This window comes from Kribbella sp. NPDC004875 (genome assembly GCF_042873375.1).
Classification (GTDB): domain Bacteria; phylum Actinomycetota; class Actinomycetes; order Propionibacteriales; family Kribbellaceae; genus Kribbella.
This window is the reverse complement of sequence record NZ_JBIALI010000004.1, coordinates 592,223-613,466: the sequence shown is the minus strand read 5'-3', so window position 1 is coordinate 613,466 and position 21,244 is coordinate 592,223. Positions and strand designations below refer to the sequence as shown.

19 protein-coding genes are annotated in these 21,244 nt (G+C 69.0%); 4 read left to right on the top strand and 15 right to left on the bottom strand.

The features are described 5' to 3' along the window. Nucleotides 1-54 precede the first annotated feature (54 nt). Complete coding sequence (locus ACFYRH_RS25115) at nt 55-954, top strand: LysR substrate-binding domain-containing protein (protein ID WP_387779912.1); 900 nt, start codon at nt 55-57, stop codon at nt 952-954. Here the strand turns inward: ACFYRH_RS25115 and ACFYRH_RS25110 are convergent. The 7 genes from ACFYRH_RS25110 to ACFYRH_RS25080 form a co-directional block, all read right to left on the bottom strand. Then, complete coding sequence (locus ACFYRH_RS25110) at nt 917-1,405, bottom strand: FxsA family protein (protein ID WP_387779909.1); 489 nt, start codon at nt 1,403-1,405, stop codon at nt 917-919. The genes ACFYRH_RS25115 and ACFYRH_RS25110 overlap by 38 nt on opposite strands. Nucleotides 1,406-1,493: 88 nt before the next feature. After that, nucleotides 1,494-3,062, bottom strand: coding sequence for an apolipoprotein N-acyltransferase (gene lnt / locus ACFYRH_RS25105; RefSeq protein WP_387779906.1), 1,569 nt, complete (start codon nt 3,060-3,062; stop codon nt 1,494-1,496). Nucleotides 3,063-3,606: 544 nt separating this feature from the next. Continuing rightward, a complete protein-coding gene (locus ACFYRH_RS25100) occupies nt 3,607-3,996 on the bottom strand; it encodes a hotdog domain-containing protein (protein ID WP_387779903.1) in 390 nt (129 codons plus the stop codon). Continuing rightward, entirely contained in the window at nt 3,997-4,749 is a 753-nt protein-coding gene (locus tag ACFYRH_RS25095; protein ID WP_387779900.1) for an OAM dimerization domain-containing protein, read from the bottom strand. It lies immediately after the preceding gene. Then, nucleotides 4,746-6,308 (bottom strand): lysine 5,6-aminomutase subunit alpha, encoded by a 1,563-nt coding sequence (locus tag ACFYRH_RS25090; protein ID WP_387779897.1) that lies wholly within the window; start codon nt 6,306-6,308, stop codon nt 4,746-4,748. Before ACFYRH_RS25090 ends, ACFYRH_RS25095 begins: the two co-directional genes overlap by 4 nt. Further along, entirely contained in the window at nt 6,308-7,885 is a 1,578-nt protein-coding gene (locus ACFYRH_RS25085) for an amidohydrolase (protein WP_387779894.1), read from the bottom strand. The genes ACFYRH_RS25090 and ACFYRH_RS25085 overlap by 1 nt, the downstream gene beginning before the upstream one ends. Nucleotides 7,886-7,888: 3 nt before the next feature. Next, complete coding sequence (locus tag ACFYRH_RS25080) at nt 7,889-8,932, bottom strand: L-erythro-3,5-diaminohexanoate dehydrogenase (protein WP_387779892.1); 1,044 nt, start codon at nt 8,930-8,932, stop codon at nt 7,889-7,891. A gap of 143 nt (nt 8,933-9,075) precedes the next feature. On the opposite strand from ACFYRH_RS25080, the gene ACFYRH_RS25075 reads away from it, so the two are divergent. Next, complete coding sequence (locus ACFYRH_RS25075; protein ID WP_387779889.1) at nt 9,076-10,542, top strand: KamA family radical SAM protein; 1,467 nt, start codon at nt 9,076-9,078, stop codon at nt 10,540-10,542. A gap of 339 nt (nt 10,543-10,881) precedes the next feature. Here the strand turns inward: ACFYRH_RS25075 and ACFYRH_RS25070 are convergent, their stop codons facing one another. After that, on the bottom strand, nt 10,882-11,544 hold the full coding sequence (locus tag ACFYRH_RS25070) for an HAD family hydrolase (RefSeq protein WP_387779886.1): 663 nt from the start codon (nt 11,542-11,544) through the stop codon (nt 10,882-10,884). Further along, on the bottom strand, nt 11,541-11,981 hold the full coding sequence (locus tag ACFYRH_RS25065; protein ID WP_387779883.1) for an Lrp/AsnC family transcriptional regulator: 441 nt from the start codon (nt 11,979-11,981) through the stop codon (nt 11,541-11,543). The genes ACFYRH_RS25070 and ACFYRH_RS25065 overlap by 4 nt, the downstream gene beginning before the upstream one ends. 71 nt (nt 11,982-12,052) lie before the next feature. Here ACFYRH_RS25065 and ACFYRH_RS25060 point away from each other — a divergent pair, with 71 nt between their 5' ends. Beyond that, nucleotides 12,053-12,973, top strand: coding sequence for a 5'-3' exonuclease H3TH domain-containing protein (locus ACFYRH_RS25060; protein WP_387780672.1), 921 nt, complete (start codon nt 12,053-12,055; stop codon nt 12,971-12,973). Further along, the gene (locus ACFYRH_RS25055; RefSeq protein WP_387779880.1) at nt 12,970-14,163 is read left to right on the top strand and encodes a M20 family metallopeptidase; all 1,194 of its coding nucleotides are present in this window, start codon (nt 12,970-12,972) and stop codon (nt 14,161-14,163) included. Before ACFYRH_RS25060 ends, ACFYRH_RS25055 begins: the two co-directional genes overlap by 4 nt. 63 nt (nt 14,164-14,226) lie before the next feature. Here ACFYRH_RS25055 and ACFYRH_RS25050 read toward each other — a convergent pair whose 3' ends face one another. The 6 genes from ACFYRH_RS25050 to ACFYRH_RS25025 all read right to left on the bottom strand — a co-directional run bounded on the left by ACFYRH_RS25050 (nt 14,227) and on the right by ACFYRH_RS25025 (nt 21,115). Next, nucleotides 14,227-15,189, bottom strand: a complete 963-nt coding sequence (locus ACFYRH_RS25050) for a nucleoside hydrolase (protein WP_387779877.1) — start codon at nt 15,187-15,189, stop codon at nt 14,227-14,229. After that, nucleotides 15,146-15,568 carry a hypothetical protein gene (locus tag ACFYRH_RS25045; RefSeq protein WP_387779874.1) on the bottom strand — a complete coding sequence of 141 codons (423 nt, stop codon included), beginning with the start codon at nt 15,566-15,568 and terminating at the stop codon, nt 15,146-15,148. The genes ACFYRH_RS25050 and ACFYRH_RS25045 overlap by 44 nt, the downstream gene beginning before the upstream one ends. A 221-nt stretch (nt 15,569-15,789) precedes the next feature. Continuing rightward, nucleotides 15,790-17,913, bottom strand: a complete 2,124-nt coding sequence (locus ACFYRH_RS25040; RefSeq protein ID WP_387779871.1) for an ABC transporter ATP-binding protein — start codon at nt 17,911-17,913, stop codon at nt 15,790-15,792. Beyond that, complete coding sequence (locus tag ACFYRH_RS25035; RefSeq protein ID WP_387779868.1) at nt 17,910-19,643, bottom strand: ABC transporter ATP-binding protein; 1,734 nt, start codon at nt 19,641-19,643, stop codon at nt 17,910-17,912. Before ACFYRH_RS25035 ends, ACFYRH_RS25040 begins: the two co-directional genes overlap by 4 nt. Further along, a complete protein-coding gene (locus ACFYRH_RS25030) occupies nt 19,643-20,302 on the bottom strand; it encodes a TetR/AcrR family transcriptional regulator (protein ID WP_387779865.1) in 660 nt (219 codons plus the stop codon). Before ACFYRH_RS25030 ends, ACFYRH_RS25035 begins: the two co-directional genes overlap by 1 nt. A gap of 42 nt (nt 20,303-20,344) precedes the next feature. Continuing rightward, on the bottom strand, nt 20,345-21,115 hold the full coding sequence (locus tag ACFYRH_RS25025) for a TetR/AcrR family transcriptional regulator (protein ID WP_387779862.1): 771 nt from the start codon (nt 21,113-21,115) through the stop codon (nt 20,345-20,347). Nucleotides 21,116-21,244: the final 129 nt, after the last annotated feature.

Here is a 21,244-nt window from a genome sequence, read left to right as displayed (position 1 = left end):
GGTGTCCAAGATCGCTTCCGCATCGCCGATACCCGGCGGGTATCGTCACAGGTGATGGAACTACGGACCTTGCGGTACTTCGTGGCGGTCGCCGAGGAACTGCACTTCGGCCGGGCGGCGACCCGCCTGCACATGAGCCAGCCACCGCTGAGTCGCGCCATCCAGCAACTGGAGGCCGACCTCGGTGCCGCGCTGTTCCGACGGTCCGCGGGCGGTGTCAGTCTCACCCCGGCCGGTACCGCGCTGCTCGTGGAAGCCCGCAAGTTGCTCACTCAGGCAGACCAGGTCCGGACGCGGGTCGCCGCAGCGGCCGGTGCCGTCAGTCTGACCATCGGCATCCTCAGCGACAGCACCGATCCGGACATCTCGAGGCTCGCCGCCGAGTACCGGCGCAGGCACCCGAACGTGGAGATCCGCATCCGCGAGGCCGACCTCACCGACCCGACCTGCGGTCTGCGCGCCGGTCTGGTCGACATCGCGCTGACCCGCGGCCCGTTCGACCGGACCGGGTTGCGCGTCCAGGAACTCCGTACCGATCCCGTCGGTGCCGTGCTCCGCGCGGACGATCCGCTCGCGACCCGCGATCGCCTCCGGCTCGCGGATCTCGCCGACCGCCGTTGGTTCCAGTTCCCCGCCGGTACGGACCCGGAATGGCAGTCCTACTGGAACGGCGGCACCCCGCGCGAGGGTCCCGTCGTACGGGCCGTCCAGGAGTGCCTGCAGGCAGTGCTGTGGAACGGCACCATCGGCCTCACTCCCCTGGGCCATCACGAGCCCGGCGACGAGTTCGCCACCGTCCCGGTCCTCGACATGCCACCCAGCCCGGTCGTCGTCGCCTGGCTCGACGCGAACCCCCTCAACCTGTCCTTCGTCCACACCGCCCGCGCCGTCTACCGCCCCACGACACCCACTGGCGCTACTTCTTCTCTGGGTCGACAACCTCTCCCTGGATGACCTCACCCTGGATGACGTCGCCCTGGCGTGGCCGGGGCTCGTCGGTGCGTGGGACGAAGGGGCCGAAGCCGGCGGCCGGAGTGAGGTTGGTGACGCGGCGGTTCACGAAGCGGGTCAGGCCGCGGCGGGCCAGCGGGCGGGTGAACGGAAGGATGAAGAAGACACCGAAGAGATCGGTGATGAAGCCCGGGACGAGCAGCAGGGTGCCGCCGATCAGGATCAGCGCACTGTCGGTCAGCTCGCGGCCGGGAAGCTTGCCGGACTGCAGCGAGGTCTGCAGGGCGTTCCAGGCCCGGCGGCCCTCACGCTTCACCAGCCAGGCACCCAGGAAGCTCTCGAGGATCAGCAGCCCGACCGTCGGCCAGCCGCCGATCGCCTGGCCGACCTGGATGATCACGTAGATCTCCACGATCGGCACGGCCAGCACTGCCAGCCCGATCAACCACGGCATGTCCCTACCCCTTCCGGCGATTCCCCCCAGTGTTACAGGTCGGCGGTACAGGTCGGCGATACAGCTCGGCGGCACAGATCCCTGGGGGTCAGGCCGGAACTTTCTCGGGAGTCCGGGCCGGGCCGGAGGCCGGCGGCGAGGTGTCCTTCGAGCGGCTGCGACGGCGGTCGATCAGGGCCAGCACCACCCCGAGCAGGCCGAGGCCGGTGAGGATCCACTGCGGCCAGCCGCCGAGGATCGTGGCGAGCGTCCGGCCGTCCCGCACCGGCACTGTGGCGACGTACACGTCCGACACGAACTGCGCCGACTTGTGCTCGACCGTCCCGTCCGGACGGATCACCCCGGAGATCCCGCTCGTCGAGGCGATCAGCACGGTCCGCCCGGTCTCGATCGCGCGCATCCGGGTGATCGCGAACTGCTGCTCCGGCTGGCCGGTCCCGCCGTACGTCGCGTTGTTGGTCTGCACGATCAGCACCTGCGCACCGCCGTTCACCACGTCCTGGATGACGTTGTCATAGGCGAGCTCGAAGCAGATCACGTCGCCGTACGTGACGCCGCCGATCGGCATCACGCCGGGGCCGACGCCCGGAACGGTCTGCGCGCCGATCATCTCCAGCCGTTTGATATACGGCAGCAACTGGTCCCGGAACGGGATGTACTCACCGAACGGCACCGGATGCCGCTTCGCGTACCGCTGACCGGGGCCGCTCACCGGGTCCCACACGATGCCGGTGGTCTGCCGCTCGTTCGGCCCGGGGCCTTCGGTGACCGCGCCGACCAGGATCGGTACGCCGACGGCCTTCACGGCCTCCTCGATGTCGGCCCGGGTCTCGTCGTCCTTGTACGGGTCGATGTCGGTGGAGTTCTCCGGCCAGATCACCAGGTCCGGCTTCATCTCGCTGCCGGCCTGGACCCGCTTCTCCAGGTCCAGCGTCGCGTTCAGGTGGTTCCGGGTCACGGTCCGGGCGCGGCCGAGGAACTCCAGTCCCTTCCCCGGCACGTTGCCCTGCACGATCGCGGCCTTCACGGTGTTGCCGTCGCCTTCGGTGGACAGGTGGATCAGCGTCGGTCCGAACACGATCACCAGTCCGGCCACGAGCGCGACCGCTCGGAGCCGCAGTCCGCTGCCGCGGCGAAGTACGGCGTACACGAGGACGCCGACGAAGGCGACCAGGAAGCTCAGCCCCGCGATCCCGACGTACGCCGCCAGTTTGCCGAGCGAGACGGCGGAGAAGGCCCAGGCGAGCTTGCCCCACGGGAAGCCACCGAACGGCACCGACGCCGTGGCGAACTCGGTCGCCACCCACAGGCAGGGGATCCACAGCATCCACAGGCGGAGCTTCAGCACCTGCGTCGCGAACAGCCCGAAGACCGCGTAGAACAGTCCCTCGAGGATCGCCAGCGCGATCGCCGCGTCGCCGCCGATCACGCTGAGCCACGGGACCATGACTGCGTAGTACGCGATCCCGAAGCCGGCCCCGACGAGGAACCCGGCCTTCATCGAGATCCCGTTCAGCGCGGCGAGGAAGAGCGGTACGGCGACGATCGTCAGCCACGGGTGGTCATGCGGCTCGAACGCGAACCCGAGCAGTACGCCGGCCAGCACGGCCACCGCCACTCGTGGCAGGAGCCGCCCCAGCGCCTTCAACCGGTCCACGCGGTAACCCCTTGTCCTCACTCACCGGCGGACGCCGGTCGCACGACCGTACAACGTCCCGGACACGCCAATGTATCCGGTCAGTAGCCGGTAGGCGCCGAACGCGCACAGTGAGGTGGTCGCGCACAGAGCGTGCCGACCAGGGAGGAAAGAGGCCCGGCGCGCCTTCGGACCAACCGTCGACTGCGCTGGCTGCGAACCGGCCGGCTGTTGTCTACTGGCCGCCGGGCCTCTTCCACCTCTGCCCCGCGGGGGGCTAACCACCGGCGATCTCAGCCCCCGTCGACTCAAGCCTGGCATGGGCCTGGTCAGCGTCGCGGGATCATCCGGTGGCCGAACTTCGTGTAACCGTTGAACAAACGGGATATGACGACCCCCAAAACGATGCTCGCTGTGGGCGACGGTGTCAACCTCTCCCCCGCCTCCTTGAGCCCGTTGTAACACGATCGCCTGTGCCGCAAGGGAAAACGAGATTCCTTCACCCGAATCGCGTTACAGAGCGATGTCGGCACGCCACGTGATCGTTACCGAGGGCAACCATTCGTCACTGAACCGGTACAACGACCGTTCCGGTGGCTTTGGTGATCCGCAGCGGCTCGGAAAGTACCTCGGCGGCCGATTCCGATTGGTCCGGACGACCGCGGCAGACGACGTACGCGCTGAAGTCGAGCTCCCGGCTGCGGTTGCCGACCCGGGTGATCGTCGCCGTCACCTCCACCACGTCACCGGCCCGCAGCGGCTGCAGGAACTGGACGTCGGAGTACGACGCGAACAGGCCCTCGTCGCCGTCGGCCTGGATGCAGACCTCGGTCGCGACGTCACCGAAGAGGGCGAGCACGTACGCGCCGTCGACCAGGTTGCCGGCGTAGTGCGCGTGGCTGTAGGGGACGTACCGCCGATGCGTGACGGACAGTCCGATAGTTGCCTTTGACACCTATGCGCTCCTCTTGGCAGGTACTCGCTTGGTCACCAGCGCGTCGACGAGATAGCTGGCCACTTCGCCCGGCGTGGTGCCGCGCCCGAACACCCGGTCCACCCCGAGCTCGCCGGCCATCTGCTCGGTGAAACGGGGGCCACCGGCAACCAGTACCGGGCGGGCGTCCTCGGAGTACGCCTCCCGGAACGCCGCGGACATCTCCTTGGTGTTCAGGACGTGCGCCTCGCGCTGCGTCACAACCTGCGAGACCAGGATGGCATCCGCCTTCTCCGCCCGCGCCCGCCGGACCAGCTCCGGTACGGCGACCTGCGCGCCGAGGTTCACCACCTTGACCTCGCGGTAGTACTCCAGGCCCTTCTCGCCCGCGAACCCCTTGATGTTCAGGATCGCGTCGATGCCGACCGTGTGCGCGTCGGTGCCGATGCAGGCGCCGACGACGGTCAGCCGGCGTCGCAGGCCCTTGCGGATCGCGAGGTTGACTTCCTTTGGCGACAGCAACGGGTAGTCGCGCTCGAGCACCTCGACCTTGGAGGTGTCGACCAGATGGTTGACCGGTCCGTAGACCACGAAGAACGTGAAGTCCGGACCGATCGCCTTCGCGTGCACGACCAGCGCCGGGTCCATGCCCATTTTGTTCGCCAGCTGCACCGCGGCACCCTCGGCCCGCTTGTCGTGCGGCACCGGGAGCGTGAACGACAGCTGCACCATCCCGTCGCCGGTGGTGTCGCCGTACGGCCTGATGATGCTCATCGGGGCCCCTCCTCGAGCAGCTCGATCGCCGGGTTGTAATACTCCGGCGACTTCCGCGCGACGCCGTCCAGACCGCGGCCGGCGTCCTGTGGGCGCTTCATCAACCCGAACGTGCCGTCGCCGATCGCGTTCAGCAGCCCGTCGTCGACGATCTCCTCGAGCAACTCGACCGACTCGCCGAGCACCTGCCGCGCGCGCTGCGCGATGAAGCCGTTCGGCTCCGGCCGGAAGTCCTCGTGAAGGTTGCCCGCGGCACCCAACACGTAGCGGACGTTCTGCAGCGCCAGGTCCCGGTCGGAGATCCACGGCGTGACGACCGCCTCGGTCATCATCCCGACCAGCAAGATGCCCTGCCCGGTCATCGCGCCGACCAGGTTGAAGAACCCGTCCAGCAGGTACCCACGGAACACGTCGCCGGTCATGTGCCGGGTCGGCGGCATCCACTTCAGCGGCGCGTTCGGGAACAGCTGCCGGGCCAGCATCGCGTGCGCCAACTCGAGCCGGAACGAGTCCGGGAGGTCCGGGTTGATCTCGAACGCGTGCCCGAGCCCGAGCTGCCAGTCCTCGAGCCCGGCCTCCTTGGCGAAGTACTCGTTCAGCAGTTGCGACACCGTCACCGTGTGCGCGGCCTCGACCGCGTCGGCGGTGGTCAGGTAGTTGTCCTCGCCGGTGTTGATGATGATCCCGGCGCGGGCGTGGATCTGCCGGCTGAACCGCTGGTCGACGAACGTCCGGATCGGGTTGATGTCACGGAACAGGATCCCGTACATCGAGTCGTTCAGCATCATGTCCAGCCGCTCGAGCCCGGCCAGCGTGGCGATCTCCGGCATGCACAGACCGGATGCGTAGTTCGTCAGCCGGACGTAGCGGCCGAGCTCCTTCGAGGTGTCGTCCAGCGCCGCCCGCATCAGCCGGAAGTTCTCCTGCGTCGCGTACGTGCCGGCGAAGCCCTCCCGGGTCGCACCCTCGGGCACGTAGTCGAGCAGCGACTGGCCGGTCGAGCGGATCACCGCGATGATGTCGGCGCCCTCGCGGGCCGCCGCCTGCGCCTGCGGGATGTCCTCGTAGATGTCTCCGGTGGCGACGATCAGGTAGATCCACGGCCGTTGCTCGGGGTCACCGTGCCGCTTGATCAGCCGGTCGCGCTCCCGCCGCCGCCCGTCGATCCGTTTCATCCCGGCGGCCGCCGTCTTCCGCGCGGCCGACCGGGCCCGGACCGCGTCCCGGCCCTCGGGCATCCGGAACGTCACCGAACCGGACGCCGCCTTCTGCGCCAGCACGCTCAGGTCCTCGGCCTCGCCCCGGACCAGGGCGTCCCACACCGGCAGCGCGAGACCGTGCTCGAGCCCGACGTCGGCGCGCACGGTGTCGGCGAGCCGGTTCACCCACGGAATCCCTTCCGTGTCGGCGCCGGTCAGTCCCGCCAGGCGCAGTACTGCTCGCTCGACCGACACCGTGGTGTGCCGGCGCGCGAGGTTCACGATCGGTTTGCCGGCCTTGCGCGCCAGGCTGCGCGCCTTCCGGACGGTGACCGGATCGAGGTCAAGCTTCTTCGGCATCACAGTCCCTCGGATTCATAGATGACTCGGCCCCCGACCACGGTCCGCACACAGGTCGGCGTCCCGTCGCTCAGATCCGGCAGCACCGGTACGCCGGCTCGCGGGTCCGTCGACCAGGCGGCGACCCGCTCGTCCGGCGTCTGCACGACCAGGTCCGCGTCGCTCTGCCAGATCGCGTACGTCGCGGCCGTGGCCGGCGCGAGTACTCCGGCGTCGTCGATCCCGGCGGCCCGCCAGCCACCTCGCGTGTGCGCCTGGAACGCGGCCCGCACGGTGATCCGCTCGGACTTCTCGTGATGGAAGGCGGCGGCCCGAACGGCCTCCCAGCCACCGAGCTCGGTCACCGGCGCGTCCGACCCGAACGCGAGTACGACGCCCGCGCGGGCCAGCGACCCGAACGGGTTCATGCCCTGCCAACGGTCGCCGACCCGCTCGGCGTACATGCCGTCCGGGCCACCCCAGAGGCCGTCGAACATCGGCTGCACGCTCGCCACCACACCGCAGCGCGCGAGCGTCGCGATCGTTGCCTCGTCGACCATTTCGACGTGCTCGAGCCGGTGCCGCGCGGCGACCAGCGCCTGGACGCCGACCTTCTCGGCGGCGAGCTCGAAGCCGCGGGCGATGTTGTCCAGCGCCTGGTCGCCGATGCAGTGGAAACCGGCCTGCACGTTCCGCTCGGTGCAGGCGATCACGTGCTCGGCGATCTGCTCGGGCGTCAGGTAGGCGTGACCGCGGTGGTCGGCGCGGTCGGCGTACGGCTCCCTCAGAGCTGCTGTGCGCGAACCGAGCGCACCGTCGGCGTTGAGGTCGCCCGCGAGCCCGGCCAGGCCGTAGGTGCCGATGTGCTCGAAGGTTCCCGGCTCGCCCCAGTAGAGGGTCGCGGCCAGACCGAGTTCCTCGGCCACCTCGCGCACGATCGGCAGCTCCCACAGCGGACCGATGTGCGGCGCGGCCATCTCGTGGAACGCCCCGATCCCCTTCGCGGCCATCGCCGTCAACGCGGCCTCGATGTCCGTACGCCGCTGCTCGGGCCCGACCAGGTCGCTCAGCGCGTCGCGAACCTTGTGGTTGGCGTCGCGCTCGACGCGCCCGCTCTCGTCGAAGCCGTCGCCCTGGGCCACGTCGATCAGAGCCGAGGAGACCACGCCGGAGTGCCCGTCGACGCGCGACAGGTACACGCGGCGGCCGCCGGCCGCACGGTCCAGCTCCGCGGCCGTCGGCGGCCGGCCCTCGGGCCAGGTTGTCTCGTCCCAACCGCCGCTGTCGATCACCGCGTCCGCGGGCAGATCCGCCGCGTACGCCGCGAGACGGTCGAGTGCGTCGGCCAGCGAGGTGGTGCCGGCGAGATCGAGACCAGTCAGCACCGCACCGGTCTGCGCGCTGTGGACGTGGGCGTCGACGAAGGCAGGAGTCACCAGCTTGCCGTCCAGGTCGATGACCTCGTCCGCGCCGTCGGCGTACGGACCGGCGCCGGTGTCGTCGCCGAGCCAGGTCACCACCCCGTCGTCGAAGGCGATCGCAGTCGCGTGCGGGTCGGCGGGCGAGTAGACGGAACCGTTCGTCAGAAGTGTGCGCACGGGCTAATCCTCCGCCAGCCTGTTCTCGAACAGACCACGGACACCCGGCTCGGCCCGCAACAGTTCCAGTGCGTACTCCGCATGGCCGGGCACGTACCCGTTGCCGACCAGCATCGTCACGTCCGCCGCGAGACCTTCCGCGCCGAGTGCCGCCGCGGAGAACGATGTCGCCATCGAGAAGAAGATCACCGTGCCGCCGGCCGCTGTCGACAGCACGGCGCCGTGCTCACACCCCGGTACGTCGACGCAGACAACGGTGATGTCCGCGGGTCCCCCGGCCTGCTCGACCGCCTGCGCCAGCGCGACCGGATCGCGGGCGTCGGCCAGCCCGACCACGTCCGCGAGCCCGGCGTCGGTCAGCCGGTCGTGCTCGGCCTGGAACGGCACCACGCCGATCGTCCGCGCGGCGCCGGCGGCCCGCGCCGCGGCCAGTGACAGCGAGCCCGACTTCCCTGCGCCGCCAATTACTGACACGACAGGCTTTGTGCCTTTGTCGACATACGAACGCACCACGCGCGCGGTCAGCGCCGGCGCGCCGCACACGTCCATCACAGCCAGCGACAGCTCCGGCTTCAGGTCGTCCGGGAGCTTGGCGACGATCGACCGGGCGAACAGGATCGCGTGCCCCCGCGCCGGGACCTGCTCGCTCCGGCCGTCCCAGTCCTTCAAGCCGTCGGTGATCCGCAACGGGGTCAGCGTCAGCGACACCAGCGTCGCGACGCGGTCACCCTTGCGTACTCCGAGCGGTGACTCCGGACCCGCCTCGTCGACGACCCCGACGAGCATGCCGCCCGAGCCCGTCACCGGGTTCTGCATCTTGCCGCGGGTCTCGATGATCTCCAGGACCGCGCGGCGGATCGCCGCACCGTCGCCACCGTGCGTTTCCGCCAGCTGACGGTACGACGCGGCGTCCAGGTTCAGCCGCTCGACCGCGATGCGGACCTCGTCGGGCCAGATCTCGGGACGTGCGTCGAGTTTCTCCGCCGCCTGCGGCAGTACGCCGGACGGCGCGAGTACGCGGTGCAGTCCTACCGGGCTCGATGACACGGGGCCTCCTCTGTGCGGTCAGGCAAAATACTACTCAAACTGCGTCGGGACGAGAATTCTTTCGGCGTACTGTTGGATCTAGGGGAAGTTCTATCGCTATCCTCACATGAGACCGCATCACTTGAATCCCCCGCGGAGGACCTGTGACCGACCTGATCACCCCGGAGCTGGCTCGTTCCTCCGAGCCCGGCGACGGCCAGCCGTACCTGTACCGGCGCGCCGAACTGGCCGAACCGGACTGGACCCGGCTGCCCGGCTGGAAGGACGTGACGGCCGCGGAGTGGCGCTCGGTGCAGTGGCAGCGGTCGCACTGCGTGAAGAACGTGAAGCAGCTGCGGGACGTGATGGGCGACCTGCTCGAGGAGCGGTTCTACGAGGACCTCACCCGCGACCAGGCCGAGCGCGCGACGATGTCGATGCTGCTGCCGCCGCAGATGCTGAACACGATCGTTCCTTCGGGAGCGGCCGACTACACCGAGGCGTTCTACGCCGACCCGGTCCGGCGGTACATGCTGCCGGTGTTCAGCGACCGGCGTACCGACTGGCCGTCGCACCCGCACGCCACGCGGGACTCGCTGCACGAACACGAGATGTGGGCCACGGAGGGGTTGACCCACCGCTATCCGACCAAGGTGCTCGCGGAGATCCTGCCGACGTGTCCGCAGTACTGCGGGCACTGCACCCGGATGGACCTGGTCGGCAACTCGACGCCGGTGATCGACAAGCTGAAGTTCGTCGCGAAGCCGCAGACCCGGCTCGACGACATGCTCGACTACCTGCGCCGTACGCCGGGTGTCCGGGACGTCGTCGTGTCCGGCGGCGACGTGGCGAACATGCCGTGGCCGCGGCTCGAGGCGTTCCTGATGAGCCTGCTGGAGATCGAGAACATCCGCGACATCCGGCTCGCCACCAAGGCGCTGATGGGGATGCCGCAGCACTGGCTGTCCGCCGACGTCCTGTCCGGTGTGGAACGCGTCGCGTCGATCGCCCGCAGCCGCGGCGTGATGCTCGCGATGCACACTCACGTGAACGCCGCCCAGTCCGTCACCCCGCTGGTCGCCGAGGCCTCCAAGGCGATGCTCGAGGCCGGCCTCCGCGACGTCCGCAACCAGGGCGTGCTGATGCGCGGCGTCAACGACTCGATCCCGCAGCTCCTCGACCTGTGCTTCGCGTTGCTCGACGGGGCGAACATCACGCCGTACTACTTCTACATGTGCGACATGATCCCGTTCTCCGAGCACTGGCGGGTCTCGGTGAAGGACGCGCAGCATCTCCAGCACGGGATCCTCGGGTACCTCCCCGGGTTCGCCACGCCGCGGATCGTCTGCGACGTGCCGTACGTCGGCAAGCGCTGGGTGCACCAGTTGTCGGAGTACGACGAGGTTCGCGGCATCTCGTACTGGAAGAAGAACTACCGCACCGGGATCGAGCAGCAGGACCCGGAGGCGCTGAACCGCACGTACGAGTACTACGACCCGATCGACACCCTGCCGACCGAGGGCCAGGACTGGTGGCGCCGGCACGCCGGCACCACCCTCGCCGAGGCCGAGGCCCGCGCCGCCGCCTCCCGCGAAGCCGCCGAGGCCCAGAAACTCCTCGACATCAACTGACCGAACCGCCTTCGGTGCCACATCTGCAGGGGGTGGCACCGAAGGTTGCAACTTCCCGCAACCAACTCCCCGCCACCAGATAGATGCACGCGGCAACAGATACCACCCGTCTGGCCGCCGCTCCGCAAGCGGCCGCGACCAGCCTCGCGAAGTACCTCACCGCCGGAGCCAAGGCCCCGCAAGCCGCGTCGTTCACCCCGAACGCCGCGAAGAACTACGAGTACTGGTGGTCAGCCGCACCGAAGACCGCGTTCAGCCCCGCCACTGCGGTTACTGACACGGGTCGGTTGGGGAGGATCTCCTACCCGAATCGGGCAGGAATTCTCCCCAACCTCGTCGTCAGGGCGTTAAGAGGTCGCGGAGGTCGGCGTACGACCTGATGGAGGGTCCGGACCAGGCGGGGGCGCTGTTGGCGTGCTCGAGGGTCCGGATGGTGTGCATGCCGAGGGCGGCCGCGGCGGAGAGTTCGTTGTCGCGGCCGTCACCGACGTAGACGCAGTCGGTGGGGTGTGCGCCGAGCGCGGCGCAGGCGGTGAGGTAGATGGCGGGCTCGGGTTTCGCCGCGCCGACCTCGGCGGAGAAGGCCGTCGCGTCGAAGTACGGCGCCAGCGGGCTCTGCTGCCACTGGAGTTGCGTCTCGGCGGTGATGTTACTGACCAGACCGATCCGCCACCCGGCAGCCCGGAACGCGGCCAAGGTGCTGAGGGTCGTCGCCGGCGCCGCGGCGAGCAGACGCTGGGACAGCGTCCGGCGCAGACTCGTTGCCTCCTGCACCTGTTCGTCGGTCGGCGCTCCCCCGCAACTCTCCGCGATCAGCCGCAGCGTCGCCGGCAGGTCGCCGTACGCGCCGATGAAACGCTCGTACGCCGCCGCGTCGAAGGCCCGCTGGAACTCGACCGGATCGACCCCGAGCAGCTCGCCCATCCGCGAGTTCACCACGTCCCGCTCGGAGTCACCGCCCGGGATCAGCGTGCTGAACAGGTCGCTCAGCAGTACCTTCACAGCGCCGGGGGACGGCGCTCGTACGGCGTGCTCAGGACGATCGTGGTCGTCGTCGACACGTTCGCCCGGGCCCGGATCACGGCCAGCAGGTTCTCCAGCGCGGCCGGGGACGCGACCCGGACCACGAGGACGTAGCTGGAGTCGCCGGCCACCGAGTAGCAGGACTCGATCTCGCGGACGTCGCGGAGCCGCTCCGGTGAGTCGTCCGGTTGCGACGGGTCGATCGGCCGGATCGAGATCAGCGCGGTCAGCGGCAGCTCGAGCGCGGTGTGGTCGACGTTGGCGGCGTACCCCTGGATGATGCCGCGCTGCTCGAGGCGCTTCACCCGCTGGTGCACGGCCGACGTGGACAGGCCGGTCGCCTTGCCAAGGTCGGTGAAGCTCATCCTGCCGTCGGTCGCGAGCAGCCCGACGATCTTTCGGTCCAGGTCCTCCATCCTGAAGACCCTACTGCCGAGACGGCCGGGCATGAAAGCATCGCCCTATGGCTGAGACAGGACAGCGGCTGATGCTGCTCGACACGGCGTCCTTGTACTTCCGCGCGTTCTTCGGGGTGCCGGACACGATGAAGGCCGCCGACGGTACGCCGACCAACGCGATCCGCGGTCTGCTCGACTTCATCGCCCGGCTGGCCGAGAACCACCGGCCGACCCATCTGGTGGCGTGCTGGGACGACAACTGGCGCCCGTCCTGGCGGGTCGCGCTGATCCCGTCGTACAAGGCGCAGCGGGTCGAGTTCGTGACGCCCAAGGGTGAGCAGGTCGAGGACGTGCCGGACCGGCTCGAGGTGCAGGTGCCGTACATCCGCGCCTGCCTGGAGGCGCTCGGGATCGCCGTCGTCGGCGCGCCGGACCACGAGGCCGATGACGTGATCGGCACCCTCTCGCACCAGGCGACGATGCCGGTCGACGTCGTCACCGGCGACCGCGACCTGTTCCAGCTGATCGACGACAGCCGCGGCATCCGCGTCGTCTACACGGCGGCGCGCGGCGTCGGACGGGCGGACGTGTACGACGAGCAGGCGCTGCTCGCGAAGTACGAGATCCCCGCCCAGCGGTACGCCGACTTCGCCACGCTCCGCGGTGACGCCTCCGACGGCCTGCCCGGGGTGAAGGGCGTCGGCGAGAAGACGGCCGCTTCGCTGGTCACGGCGTACGGCGACCTGGACGCGATCCGCGCCGCGGCGGCCGACCCGAGTACGCCGATGGCGCCTGGGGTGAAGAAGAAGATCGTCGCCGCTTCCGACTACCTCGACGTCGCGCCGAAGGTGGTCGCGGTGGCGAAGGACGCCCCGGTCGGCACGTACGACGCCACGATCCCGCACGAGATCAAGGACCCGGAGCGCTGGCTGGACCTCGTCGAGCTGCTCGAGCTCGGCGGCAGCGCGCAACGGGTGATGTCCGCGCTGAACCTGGGACCGAAGGCATGAGCCGCACACGTGAGCTCGCGGAGCAGTTCCGCGACGAGGTGGTGACCCTGCGCAGGGCGTTGCATCAGGTGCCGGAGTACGACCTGGACCTGCCGAAGACGCAGCGGCTGATTCTCGACGCGCTGGACGGGCTGCCGCTGGAGATCACGCTCGGCAAGGAGCTGTCGTCGGTGACCGCGGTACTGCGGGGCGGGCGCCGGCCGGGTCCCGTCGTACTGCTGCGTGGTGACATGGACGCGCTGCCGGTGACCGAGCGGACCGACGTACCGTTCGCGTCGCGGCATCCGGGGATGATGCACGCCTGCGGACACGACCTGCACGTCGCGGGTCTCGTCGGTGCGGCCAAGGTTCTGTGTGCGCTGCGGGACGAGCTCGCCGGTGACGTGGTGTTCATGTTCCAGCCGGGCGAGGAGACCAGCGGCGGGGCGCCGATCATGATCCGCGAGGGGGTGCTCGACGCGGCGGGCCGGCGCGCGGATGCGGCGTACGGGCTGCATGTCGGGGCGTCGTCGCAGCCGCTCGGGATGTGGAGCAGCAGGCCGGGGTCGTTCATGGCGGCGGCCGACCAGCTGCACGTCCGGGTGATCGGCGAGGGGACCCACGGGTCGACGCCGTTCCGTGGCAAGGACCCGATCCCGGTGCTGTGCGAGATGGTGACCGCGCTGCAGACGATGATCACCCGGCAGTTCGACGTGTTCGACCCGGTCGTGCTGACCGTGGGGCGGATCGCCGGCGGCACGAAGGAGAACATCATCCCGGACGACGCGGTGTTCGACGCGACGGTGCGGACGTTCTCCGAGAAGACGCGGGCGAAGGTGCAGGAGTCGTCGATCCGGCTGGTCGAGTCGATGGCGGCCGCCCACGGGCTGGCGGTCGAGGCGGAGTACCAGATCGGGTATCCGGTGACGGTGAACGACGAGGCGGAGTACGAGTTCGCGCGGGAGACGATCGTCGATCTGTTCGGCGCCGACCGGTTCCGGCAACGCGCGAACCCGCGCTGTGGCGCCGAGGACTTCTCTTACATCCTGCAGGAGGTCCCCGGCGTGTATGTGAACCTGAGCGCCTGCGCGAGCCACGACCCGGACGCGGCCGCCGACAACCACTCACCGCTGGCCGACTTCGACGACTCCGTCCTCCCCGACGGCGCCGCTCTACTGGCCGAACTCGCGGTACGCCGCCTCGCCCGCTGACGGCCTGTTCGACGGCTGGCTGGTTGTAACCCGCCAGCCGTCGAACAACCTGCTAGTGGCGCCTCAGCTCAGGGCTTCGGTCAGCCAGCGCATGAAGGCGGTGTAATCGGCCGAGGTGGACATCGAGATCTCGGTGCCGTCGGCAGCCAGGCTCATCCGCGCGATGTCGTCGAGCACGACGTTCTCGCGGTCGAACCGCACACCTGGCCAGAGCATCGCCGCCGCCAGTGTCAGCGAGTCGTGCTGCATCGAGGGGTACTTCGCCATCCACCGGTCGAAGTGTTCGCGCAGTACCCGCTCCCACGGATGGGCGTCCGGGCGGCCCCAGCGCTGGTAGAGCGCGGATTCGCGGGTGATCTCCATCGCCGGGTTGAAGGTCACGTCCGACAGCACGAACGTCGGACTCCACAGCCCGAGCTCCGGCACCATCCGGATCGCGGCCTCGGGATCCACCCGGAAGTTGTGCTCGGCCCGCGACGGGTCCCGATAGTTGATCGCCCCACCCATCTGCGTGACCACGAACCGTGGGATCAGCAACGGCTCCTCCCGCTGCACGTGCGCGAGATTCGACAACGGCCCCAGGCCGACCCACCGGATCCGCCCCTCGATCCCCGCGCACACCTCCTCGATCACACCCACCACGTCAGGGTCCTGCCGCGGTACGTCCGCCGGGCACATCCCGCCGACGACAAACCCCCGCCGGTTCCCCACATCGGACCCCGCGACCACCCGGACATCCGGTCGCCCCGCCAGATCGAGCAGCCACCGCACGAACCGTGCACGCTCGCCGTCGTACTCGTCGCTCGTCACCACCAACGCCAGCTCAGGCACCGTCCGCGCCGCCACCACCAACGCCACCGCATCGTCAGGATCCCCACCGGCATCGGTGTCAATGATCATCGGCGCCCTCGCGATCGCCGGCGGCCCGAGGGGCGGCGGCGGTCCACCGATGATCAGCGGTCCCTCGGCGTCGTCGAGATCCTCAAAGCTCGCGGCCGTCCCGGCGAGTGCCATCCACTCGTCCATGGGATCCATCTCGTCGTCCTCGCCCATCGCCACCTGAACCCCTCCGCATCGCGTTGAACACATTCTCGACGAACACACGCTTGTCGCCGTCGCTCCCACACTGCTCGTACGCGGCCCAGATCGGTGGGCGGTCCCGTTCCGGCACCCGCGCCCGGTCCAACGTGTTCTGCAGCGCCTCCACCTGCCGGTTGTCGGACCGGTACACGAACGAGTCGAGGAACTCGGCCAGCCGTGGATCGGTCGGTCCGCCACTGATCCAGGCACGGATCTCGCCGCGATACCGGGCCGCTCCGTCGTCCAGCCGCCCGCGGTAGTTGCCTCCGGCATCACGCAGTACGGCGACATCGTGCGCGAGGTCCCGTACTGCCCTCAGGTTCATCACCTTCACACCCTCCCGCACCCGGGGCTCCCGCAGCCGCGCCGACAACCGCCCCCTGCTCACCCCGCGCAGAAGCTCTGGATCGTGCCGTTGGCCGGACTGCTCAGGCCCACGAGCGCCGATCTCTCCCCTGCTGCGTCTCCGACGAGCGCCCGTTGAAGTTGTCCACAGGCAGTGGAACGGGGACGCCGTGGTGGCGTCCCCGTTCTCCGGTGGTGCGGTCAGCGGGCCATCGGGCGGCCGGCTGGGGTGGGTGTCGGGGGTGCCATGGCGGCGGCCTCCTCGTCGATGTCTACCACCGCGCCGCTGAACTGGGCGTTGTAGAGGCGGGCATACGCACCGTCGACGGCCAGGAGCTCGTTGTGGTTGCCCTGTTCGACGATCGCGCCGTTCTCCATGACCAGGATCAGATCGGCGTCGCGGATGGTGGACAGGCGGTGGGCGATCACGAAGCTCGTACGGTCGGAGCGCAGGGCGGCCATGGCGCGCTGCACCAGGACCTCCGTGCGCGTGTCGACCGAGCTCGTCGCCTCGTCCAGGATCAGCAACTGCGGGTCGGCGAGGAACGCGCGGGCGATGGTGAGCAGCTGCTTCTCACCGGCGCTGACGTTGCTGCCTTCCTCGTCGATGACCGTGTCGTAGCCGTCCGGCAGGCTGTGCACGAAGCGGTCGACGTACGTCGCCTTCGCCGCGGCCAGCATGTCCTCCTCGGTGGCGTCCAGGTTGCCGTAGAGGAGGTTGTCCCGGATCGTGCCGCCGAACAGCCAGGTGTCCTGCAGCACCATCCCGATCCGCGACCGGAGGTCGTGCCGGGTCAGCTCGGTGATGTCCACACCGTCGAGCGTGATCCGGCCGCCGTTCAGCTCGTAGAACCGCATGATCAGGTTGACCAGCGTGGTCTTCCCGGCACCGGTCGGACCGACGATCGCGACCGTCTGACCGGGCTCGGCGACCAGGCTGAGGTCGGTGATCAGCGGCTTGTCCGGGTCGTACGAGAACGACACGTGCTCGAACTCGACCCGGCCCCGCGCGTTGGTCACCTTCTCCGGCGTCGCGTCGTCCGGCACCTGCTCCTGGGCGTCCAGCACTTCGAACACGCGCTCGGCCGACGCCACACCCGACTGCAACAGGTTCGCCATCGAGGCGACCTGGGTCAGCGGCTGGGTGAACTGCCGCGAGTACTGGATGAAGGCCTGGACGTCGCCCAGCGACATCGTGCCGGACGCGACCTTCAACCCACCGATGACCGCGATCACGACGTAGTTGACGTTCCCGATGAACATCATCAGCGGCATGATCAGACCGGAGATGAACTGTGCCCCGAACGCGGCCTTGTACAGCTCGTCGTTCTTCGCGGCGAAGCTCGCCTCGATCTCCTTCTGCCGGCCGAAGACCTTCACCAGCTCGTGCCCGGTGAACGCCTCCTCGATCTGGCCGTTCAGCGCCCCGGTGTGCCGCCACTGGGCTACGAACCGGACCTGCGACCGTTTCGCGATCACGGCCGTCAGCACCATCGAGATCGGGATGGTGACGAGCGCGATCAGCGCCAGCAGTGGCGAGATCACGAACATCATCGTGATCACGCCGATCACCGTCAGCAGTGAGGTGAGCAGCTGACTCAGCGTCTGCTGCAGGCTGGTGGAGATGTTGTCGATGTCGTTCGTCACCCGGCTGAGCAGCTCTCCGCGGGGTGCACCGTCGAAGTAGCTCAACGGCAGCCGGTTCAGCTTGTCCTCGACATCGGCCCGCAGCGCCATGATGGTCCGCTGTACGACGCCGTTCAGGATGTACCCCTGCGCCCAGGAGAGGAAGAACGCGCCGGCGTACAGCGCCAGCACCCCGAGCAGAACGTTGCGCAGGGCATCGAAATCGATGCCGACGCCCGGGATCAGGTCGATCCCCTGGAGCAGGTCCGCGAGCCGGCCGTTGCCGGACGCCCGGGTCTGCTCGATGACCTGTGCCTTGGACATGCCGCCCGGCAGGTGCTTGCCGATCGCGCCGGCGAAGATGATGTCGGTCGCGCGACCGAGGATCTTCGGACCGAGCACCGACAGTCCGACGCTGCCGATCGCGAGCAGAACGACGACGGCGACCTGCGCGCGGTGCGGCCGCAGCCGGCCGAGCAGGCGCTTCGCCGACGGCAGGAAGTTCAGCGACTTGTCCCCCGGAATACCTCCGGGCGGGCCGAACCCACGACCGGTCGTCGGCCGCTCCGTCGCCTTGACCGTCTTCGCGGCCTGACCGTCCGCAGCCGCCTGACCGTTCACCGGCGCCTGACCATTCACCGGCGTCTGGCCGTCACCAGGACCCTGACCGTTCGGGGACGGCTTCTGTTCGTCGCTCATGCCGCCTCCTCCGCGGATCGCTGGGACTCGACGATCTCGAGGTACGTCGGGCACGTGTCGAGCAACTCGTCATGGGTGCCCTTGCCGACGATCGCGCCGTCCTCGATCACGATGATCTGGTCGGCGTCGATGATCGTCGACACACGTTGCGCGACGACCACCATGCACGCGTCCCGGGTGACCGGGCGCAGCGCGGCCCGCAGCCGGGCGTCGGTCGAGAGGTCGAGTGCCGAGAACGAGTCGTCGAACAGGTAGATCTCCGGCTTCCGGACCAGCGCCCGCGCGATCGCGAGCCGCTGCCGCTGGCCGCCGGAGACGTTCGTGCCGCCTTGCGCGATCGGCGCGTTCAGCCCTTCCGGCATCGCCTCGACGAAGTCCCTGCCCTGGGCGATCTCCAGCGCCGTCCACAGCTCTTCGTCGGTCGCGTCCGGGTTGCCGTACCGCAGGTTGCTCGCGACCGTCCCGGAGAACAGGTACGGGCGTTGCGGTACCAGCCCGATGCGCTCCCACAAGGCCTCGGGCTCGATCTCGCGGACGTCGATCCCGTCCACCAGCACCCGTCCCTCGGTCGCGTCGAACAGCCGCGGTACCAGCGAGAGCAGCGTCGTCTTACCGGCGCCGGTGCTCCCGATGATCGCGGTCGTCTGGCCCGGCGAGGCGACGAAGCTGATGTCCCGCAGTACCGGCTCGGCGGCGCCCGGGTACTGGAACGAGGCGTGCTCGAAGACGAGCTGCCCGCGCCCGGTGAAGGTGGTGATCGGCGTGGCCGGCGGCCGCACCGACGAGTCGGTGTCCAGCACCTCGGAGATCCGGTCCGCGCAGACCGAGGCCCGCGGCACCATGATCATCACGAACACGCCCATCATCACCGAGAACAGGATCTGGATCAGGTAGCTCAGGAACGCGGTCAGCGCGCCGACTTCCATCGTCCCGTTCTCGATCCTGGAGGCGCCGAACCACAGCACCGCCACGCTGGACACGTTCAGGATCAGCATCACGGTCGGGAACACCAGCGCCATCAGCCGGCCGGCCCGGATCGCGGTGTCGGTCAGGTTCTGGTTGGCCTCGCCGAAGCGCTCGACCTCATGCGGCTCGCGGACGAACGCCCGGACCACCCGGATCCCGGAGATCTGCTCGCGCAGCACCCGGTTCACCCCGTCGATGTTCTTCTGCATCTTCCGGAACTGCGGCACCATCCGGCTGGCGATGAAGCCGACACAGCCGGCCAGCAGCGGTACGGCGACCGCGACGAGCCAGGACAGTCCGACGTCCTCGCGGATCGCCATGATCACGCCGCCGACCATCGTGATCGGCGCGGCGACCAGCATCGTCGTGGTCATCACGACCAGCATCTGGATCTGCTGTACGTCGTTGGTGCTGCGCGAGATCAGCGTCGGTGCGCCGAACTGGTTCACCTCACGGGCGGAGAACTCCCCGACCCGGTGGAAGACCGCGGCACGGACGTCGCGCCCGAACAGGGCGGCCGTCTTCGCACCGAAGTACACCGCCGTCACCGTGCAGGCGATCTGCAGCAGGCTGACCGCCAGCATCCAGCCGCCGGTGCTCATGATGTAGCCGGTATCGCCCTTGGCCACACCGTTGTCGATGATGTCGGCGTTCAGGCTCGGCAGGTAGAGGGAAGCGATCGTCCCGATCAGTTGCAGGACGACCACCAGGGACAGGTTGCCTGCGTACGGACGCAGGTGCGTACGCAAGACGCGAAGTAACATCAATCATCCCCAGAGTTGTGACGGTGGGTCCCGCCGAGCGCGTACTCGGCAGGCCCTCCGGTGGCCGGGTGCTCGTGCGCGCGGACACCGTCGAGGGCGAAGTCGACGATCTCCTCCGCGGTCAGCACCTGACCGCCGGAAATCAGTGGGTGAGTGGCGGAGAACGTGATCATCGCGATCCGGCGGACGACCTGCTCGGGGGTGAACCGCAATTGATCGGCGTCCGGGCGGATCAGGTCGGCGAACAGCTTCTCCGCGGCCTCGATGTCGGCCTTCCGCCGGGCCTCGTCCTCGGGTGACGGCTTCCAGGACGGCGGGCGCGCCATCCGGAGCGCGAACATCAGCTTGAAGACACCGCGCAGCCGGCTCTGCTGCGCGTCGACCGCGGCGACCATCCGGTCCCGCAGCTCCAGCTCCGGGTGGATCCGCCGGAGCATCTCGGTCAGCGGTGCGGAGTCGAACGCGGTTCGTAGCGCGGCCTCGATCAGCGCGTCCTTGCTCCCGAACGCCCGGAAGATGGTGCCCTCGGCGATACCGGCGGCCTCGGCGATCTGCTTGGTGCTGACCTCCGGACCGAACTCCTCCAGCAACGGCAGCGCGGCCTCGACGATCGCGGCGCGCCGCTCCTCGGGGGGCAATGGGGTTGCTCGTGGACTCACGAGATCAAAGGTAACTGAGTGAGTACTCACTCACAACTGCATTCAGCTCTCCGGCGTAGACCGGTTCGCGACCAGCGCGAACACGCCGTCCAGGACCCGCTGCAGACCATATTCGAACGCGTGATCGGGATCGTACGGGGCGTCGAACTCATTCCCGACGGTGGTCCCGACCCGGGCCGCGAGCGGGAACTTCGCCAGGTCGGAGATCTGATCCAGGTGCGGGACGTGCGCCAGCCACCACTCCTTGTCGGTCATCCCGGACCGCTGGATCACCTGCCGCGCTTCCACGTCCGTCCGCACCGCGCCGTGCACGAAGCCGTTGACGAGCGCGACCGTCGCGTCCATCTCCACATCCGTCAGCCCGATCCCCTCGACCGCGGACAGTTCCCACTCGTACTTCGCCATCACGTTCGGCCCGAGCGGTGGCCGGCTGGTCGCCACCTGGAGCAGCCACGGGTGACGCAGGTACAGCTCCCGGTTCTCCCGCGCGACCTCTTCGAGCGCTGCGCGCCAGTCCCCCGGTACGGCGCGCCGCGGCAGCTCGCCGTACACGGTGTCGAGCATGACGTCGAGGAGCTCACCCTTGCCCGGGACGTAGCGGTACAGCGTCATCGCGCCGACGCCGAGCTCGTCGGCGACCCGGCGCATCGACATCGCGGCCAGCCCCTCGGCGTCAGCCACTCGCAGCGCCGCCTCGACGATCTGGTCGACGTTCAGGGCCGGCCGCGGCCCGCGGGTCGACTGCGGCCGGCGGCGCCAGAGCAACTCGAGACTCTTGGCCGGGTCGCCGCTGCCGCTGTGCTCCTGATTCATGTGCGTGATCCTGATCGATCGGCTATTCTTCGTACAGTGTACGCAGTTGACCTCGAGTTAAGTAGAGGTTCTAGCTTCAGGATTTGTCGGTGGTGTCCGGAATCATCGACGACCCCAGCCGATCGAATC

What these genes read in the sequence shown, in the direction of transcription:
- ACFYRH_RS25115 (WP_387779912.1), top strand. Translation starts at nt 55, where the DNA reads ATGGAACTACGGACCTTGCGGTACTTCGTGGCGGTCGCCGAGGAACTG.
- ACFYRH_RS25110 (WP_387779909.1), bottom strand. Translation starts at nt 1,405, where the DNA reads ATGCCGTGGTTGATCGGGCTGGCAGTGCTGGCCGTGCCGATCGTGGAG.
- ACFYRH_RS25095 (WP_387779900.1), bottom strand. Translation starts at nt 4,749, where the DNA reads ATGAGCATCATCAGGCCGTACGGCGACACCACCGGCGACGGGATGGTG.
- ACFYRH_RS25090 (WP_387779897.1), bottom strand. Translation starts at nt 6,308, where the DNA reads ATGCCGAAGAAGCTTGACCTCGATCCGGTCACCGTCCGGAAGGCGCGC.
- ACFYRH_RS25065 (WP_387779883.1), bottom strand. Translation starts at nt 11,981, where the DNA reads ATGGAGGACCTGGACCGAAAGATCGTCGGGCTGCTCGCGACCGACGGC.
- ACFYRH_RS25060 (WP_387780672.1), top strand. Translation starts at nt 12,053, where the DNA reads ATGCTGCTCGACACGGCGTCCTTGTACTTCCGCGCGTTCTTCGGGGTG.
- ACFYRH_RS25055 (WP_387779880.1), top strand. Translation starts at nt 12,970, where the DNA reads ATGAGCCGCACACGTGAGCTCGCGGAGCAGTTCCGCGACGAGGTGGTG.
- ACFYRH_RS25050 (WP_387779877.1), bottom strand. Translation starts at nt 15,189, where the DNA reads ATGGACGAGTGGATGGCACTCGCCGGGACGGCCGCGAGCTTTGAGGAT.
- ACFYRH_RS25045 (WP_387779874.1), bottom strand. Translation starts at nt 15,568, where the DNA reads ATGAACCTGAGGGCAGTACGGGACCTCGCGCACGATGTCGCCGTACTG.
- ACFYRH_RS25040 (WP_387779871.1), bottom strand. Translation starts at nt 17,913, where the DNA reads ATGAGCGACGAACAGAAGCCGTCCCCGAACGGTCAGGGTCCTGGTGAC.
- ACFYRH_RS25035 (WP_387779868.1), bottom strand. Translation starts at nt 19,643, where the DNA reads ATGTTACTTCGCGTCTTGCGTACGCACCTGCGTCCGTACGCAGGCAAC.
- ACFYRH_RS25025 (WP_387779862.1), bottom strand. Translation starts at nt 21,115, where the DNA reads ATGAATCAGGAGCACAGCGGCAGCGGCGACCCGGCCAAGAGTCTCGAG.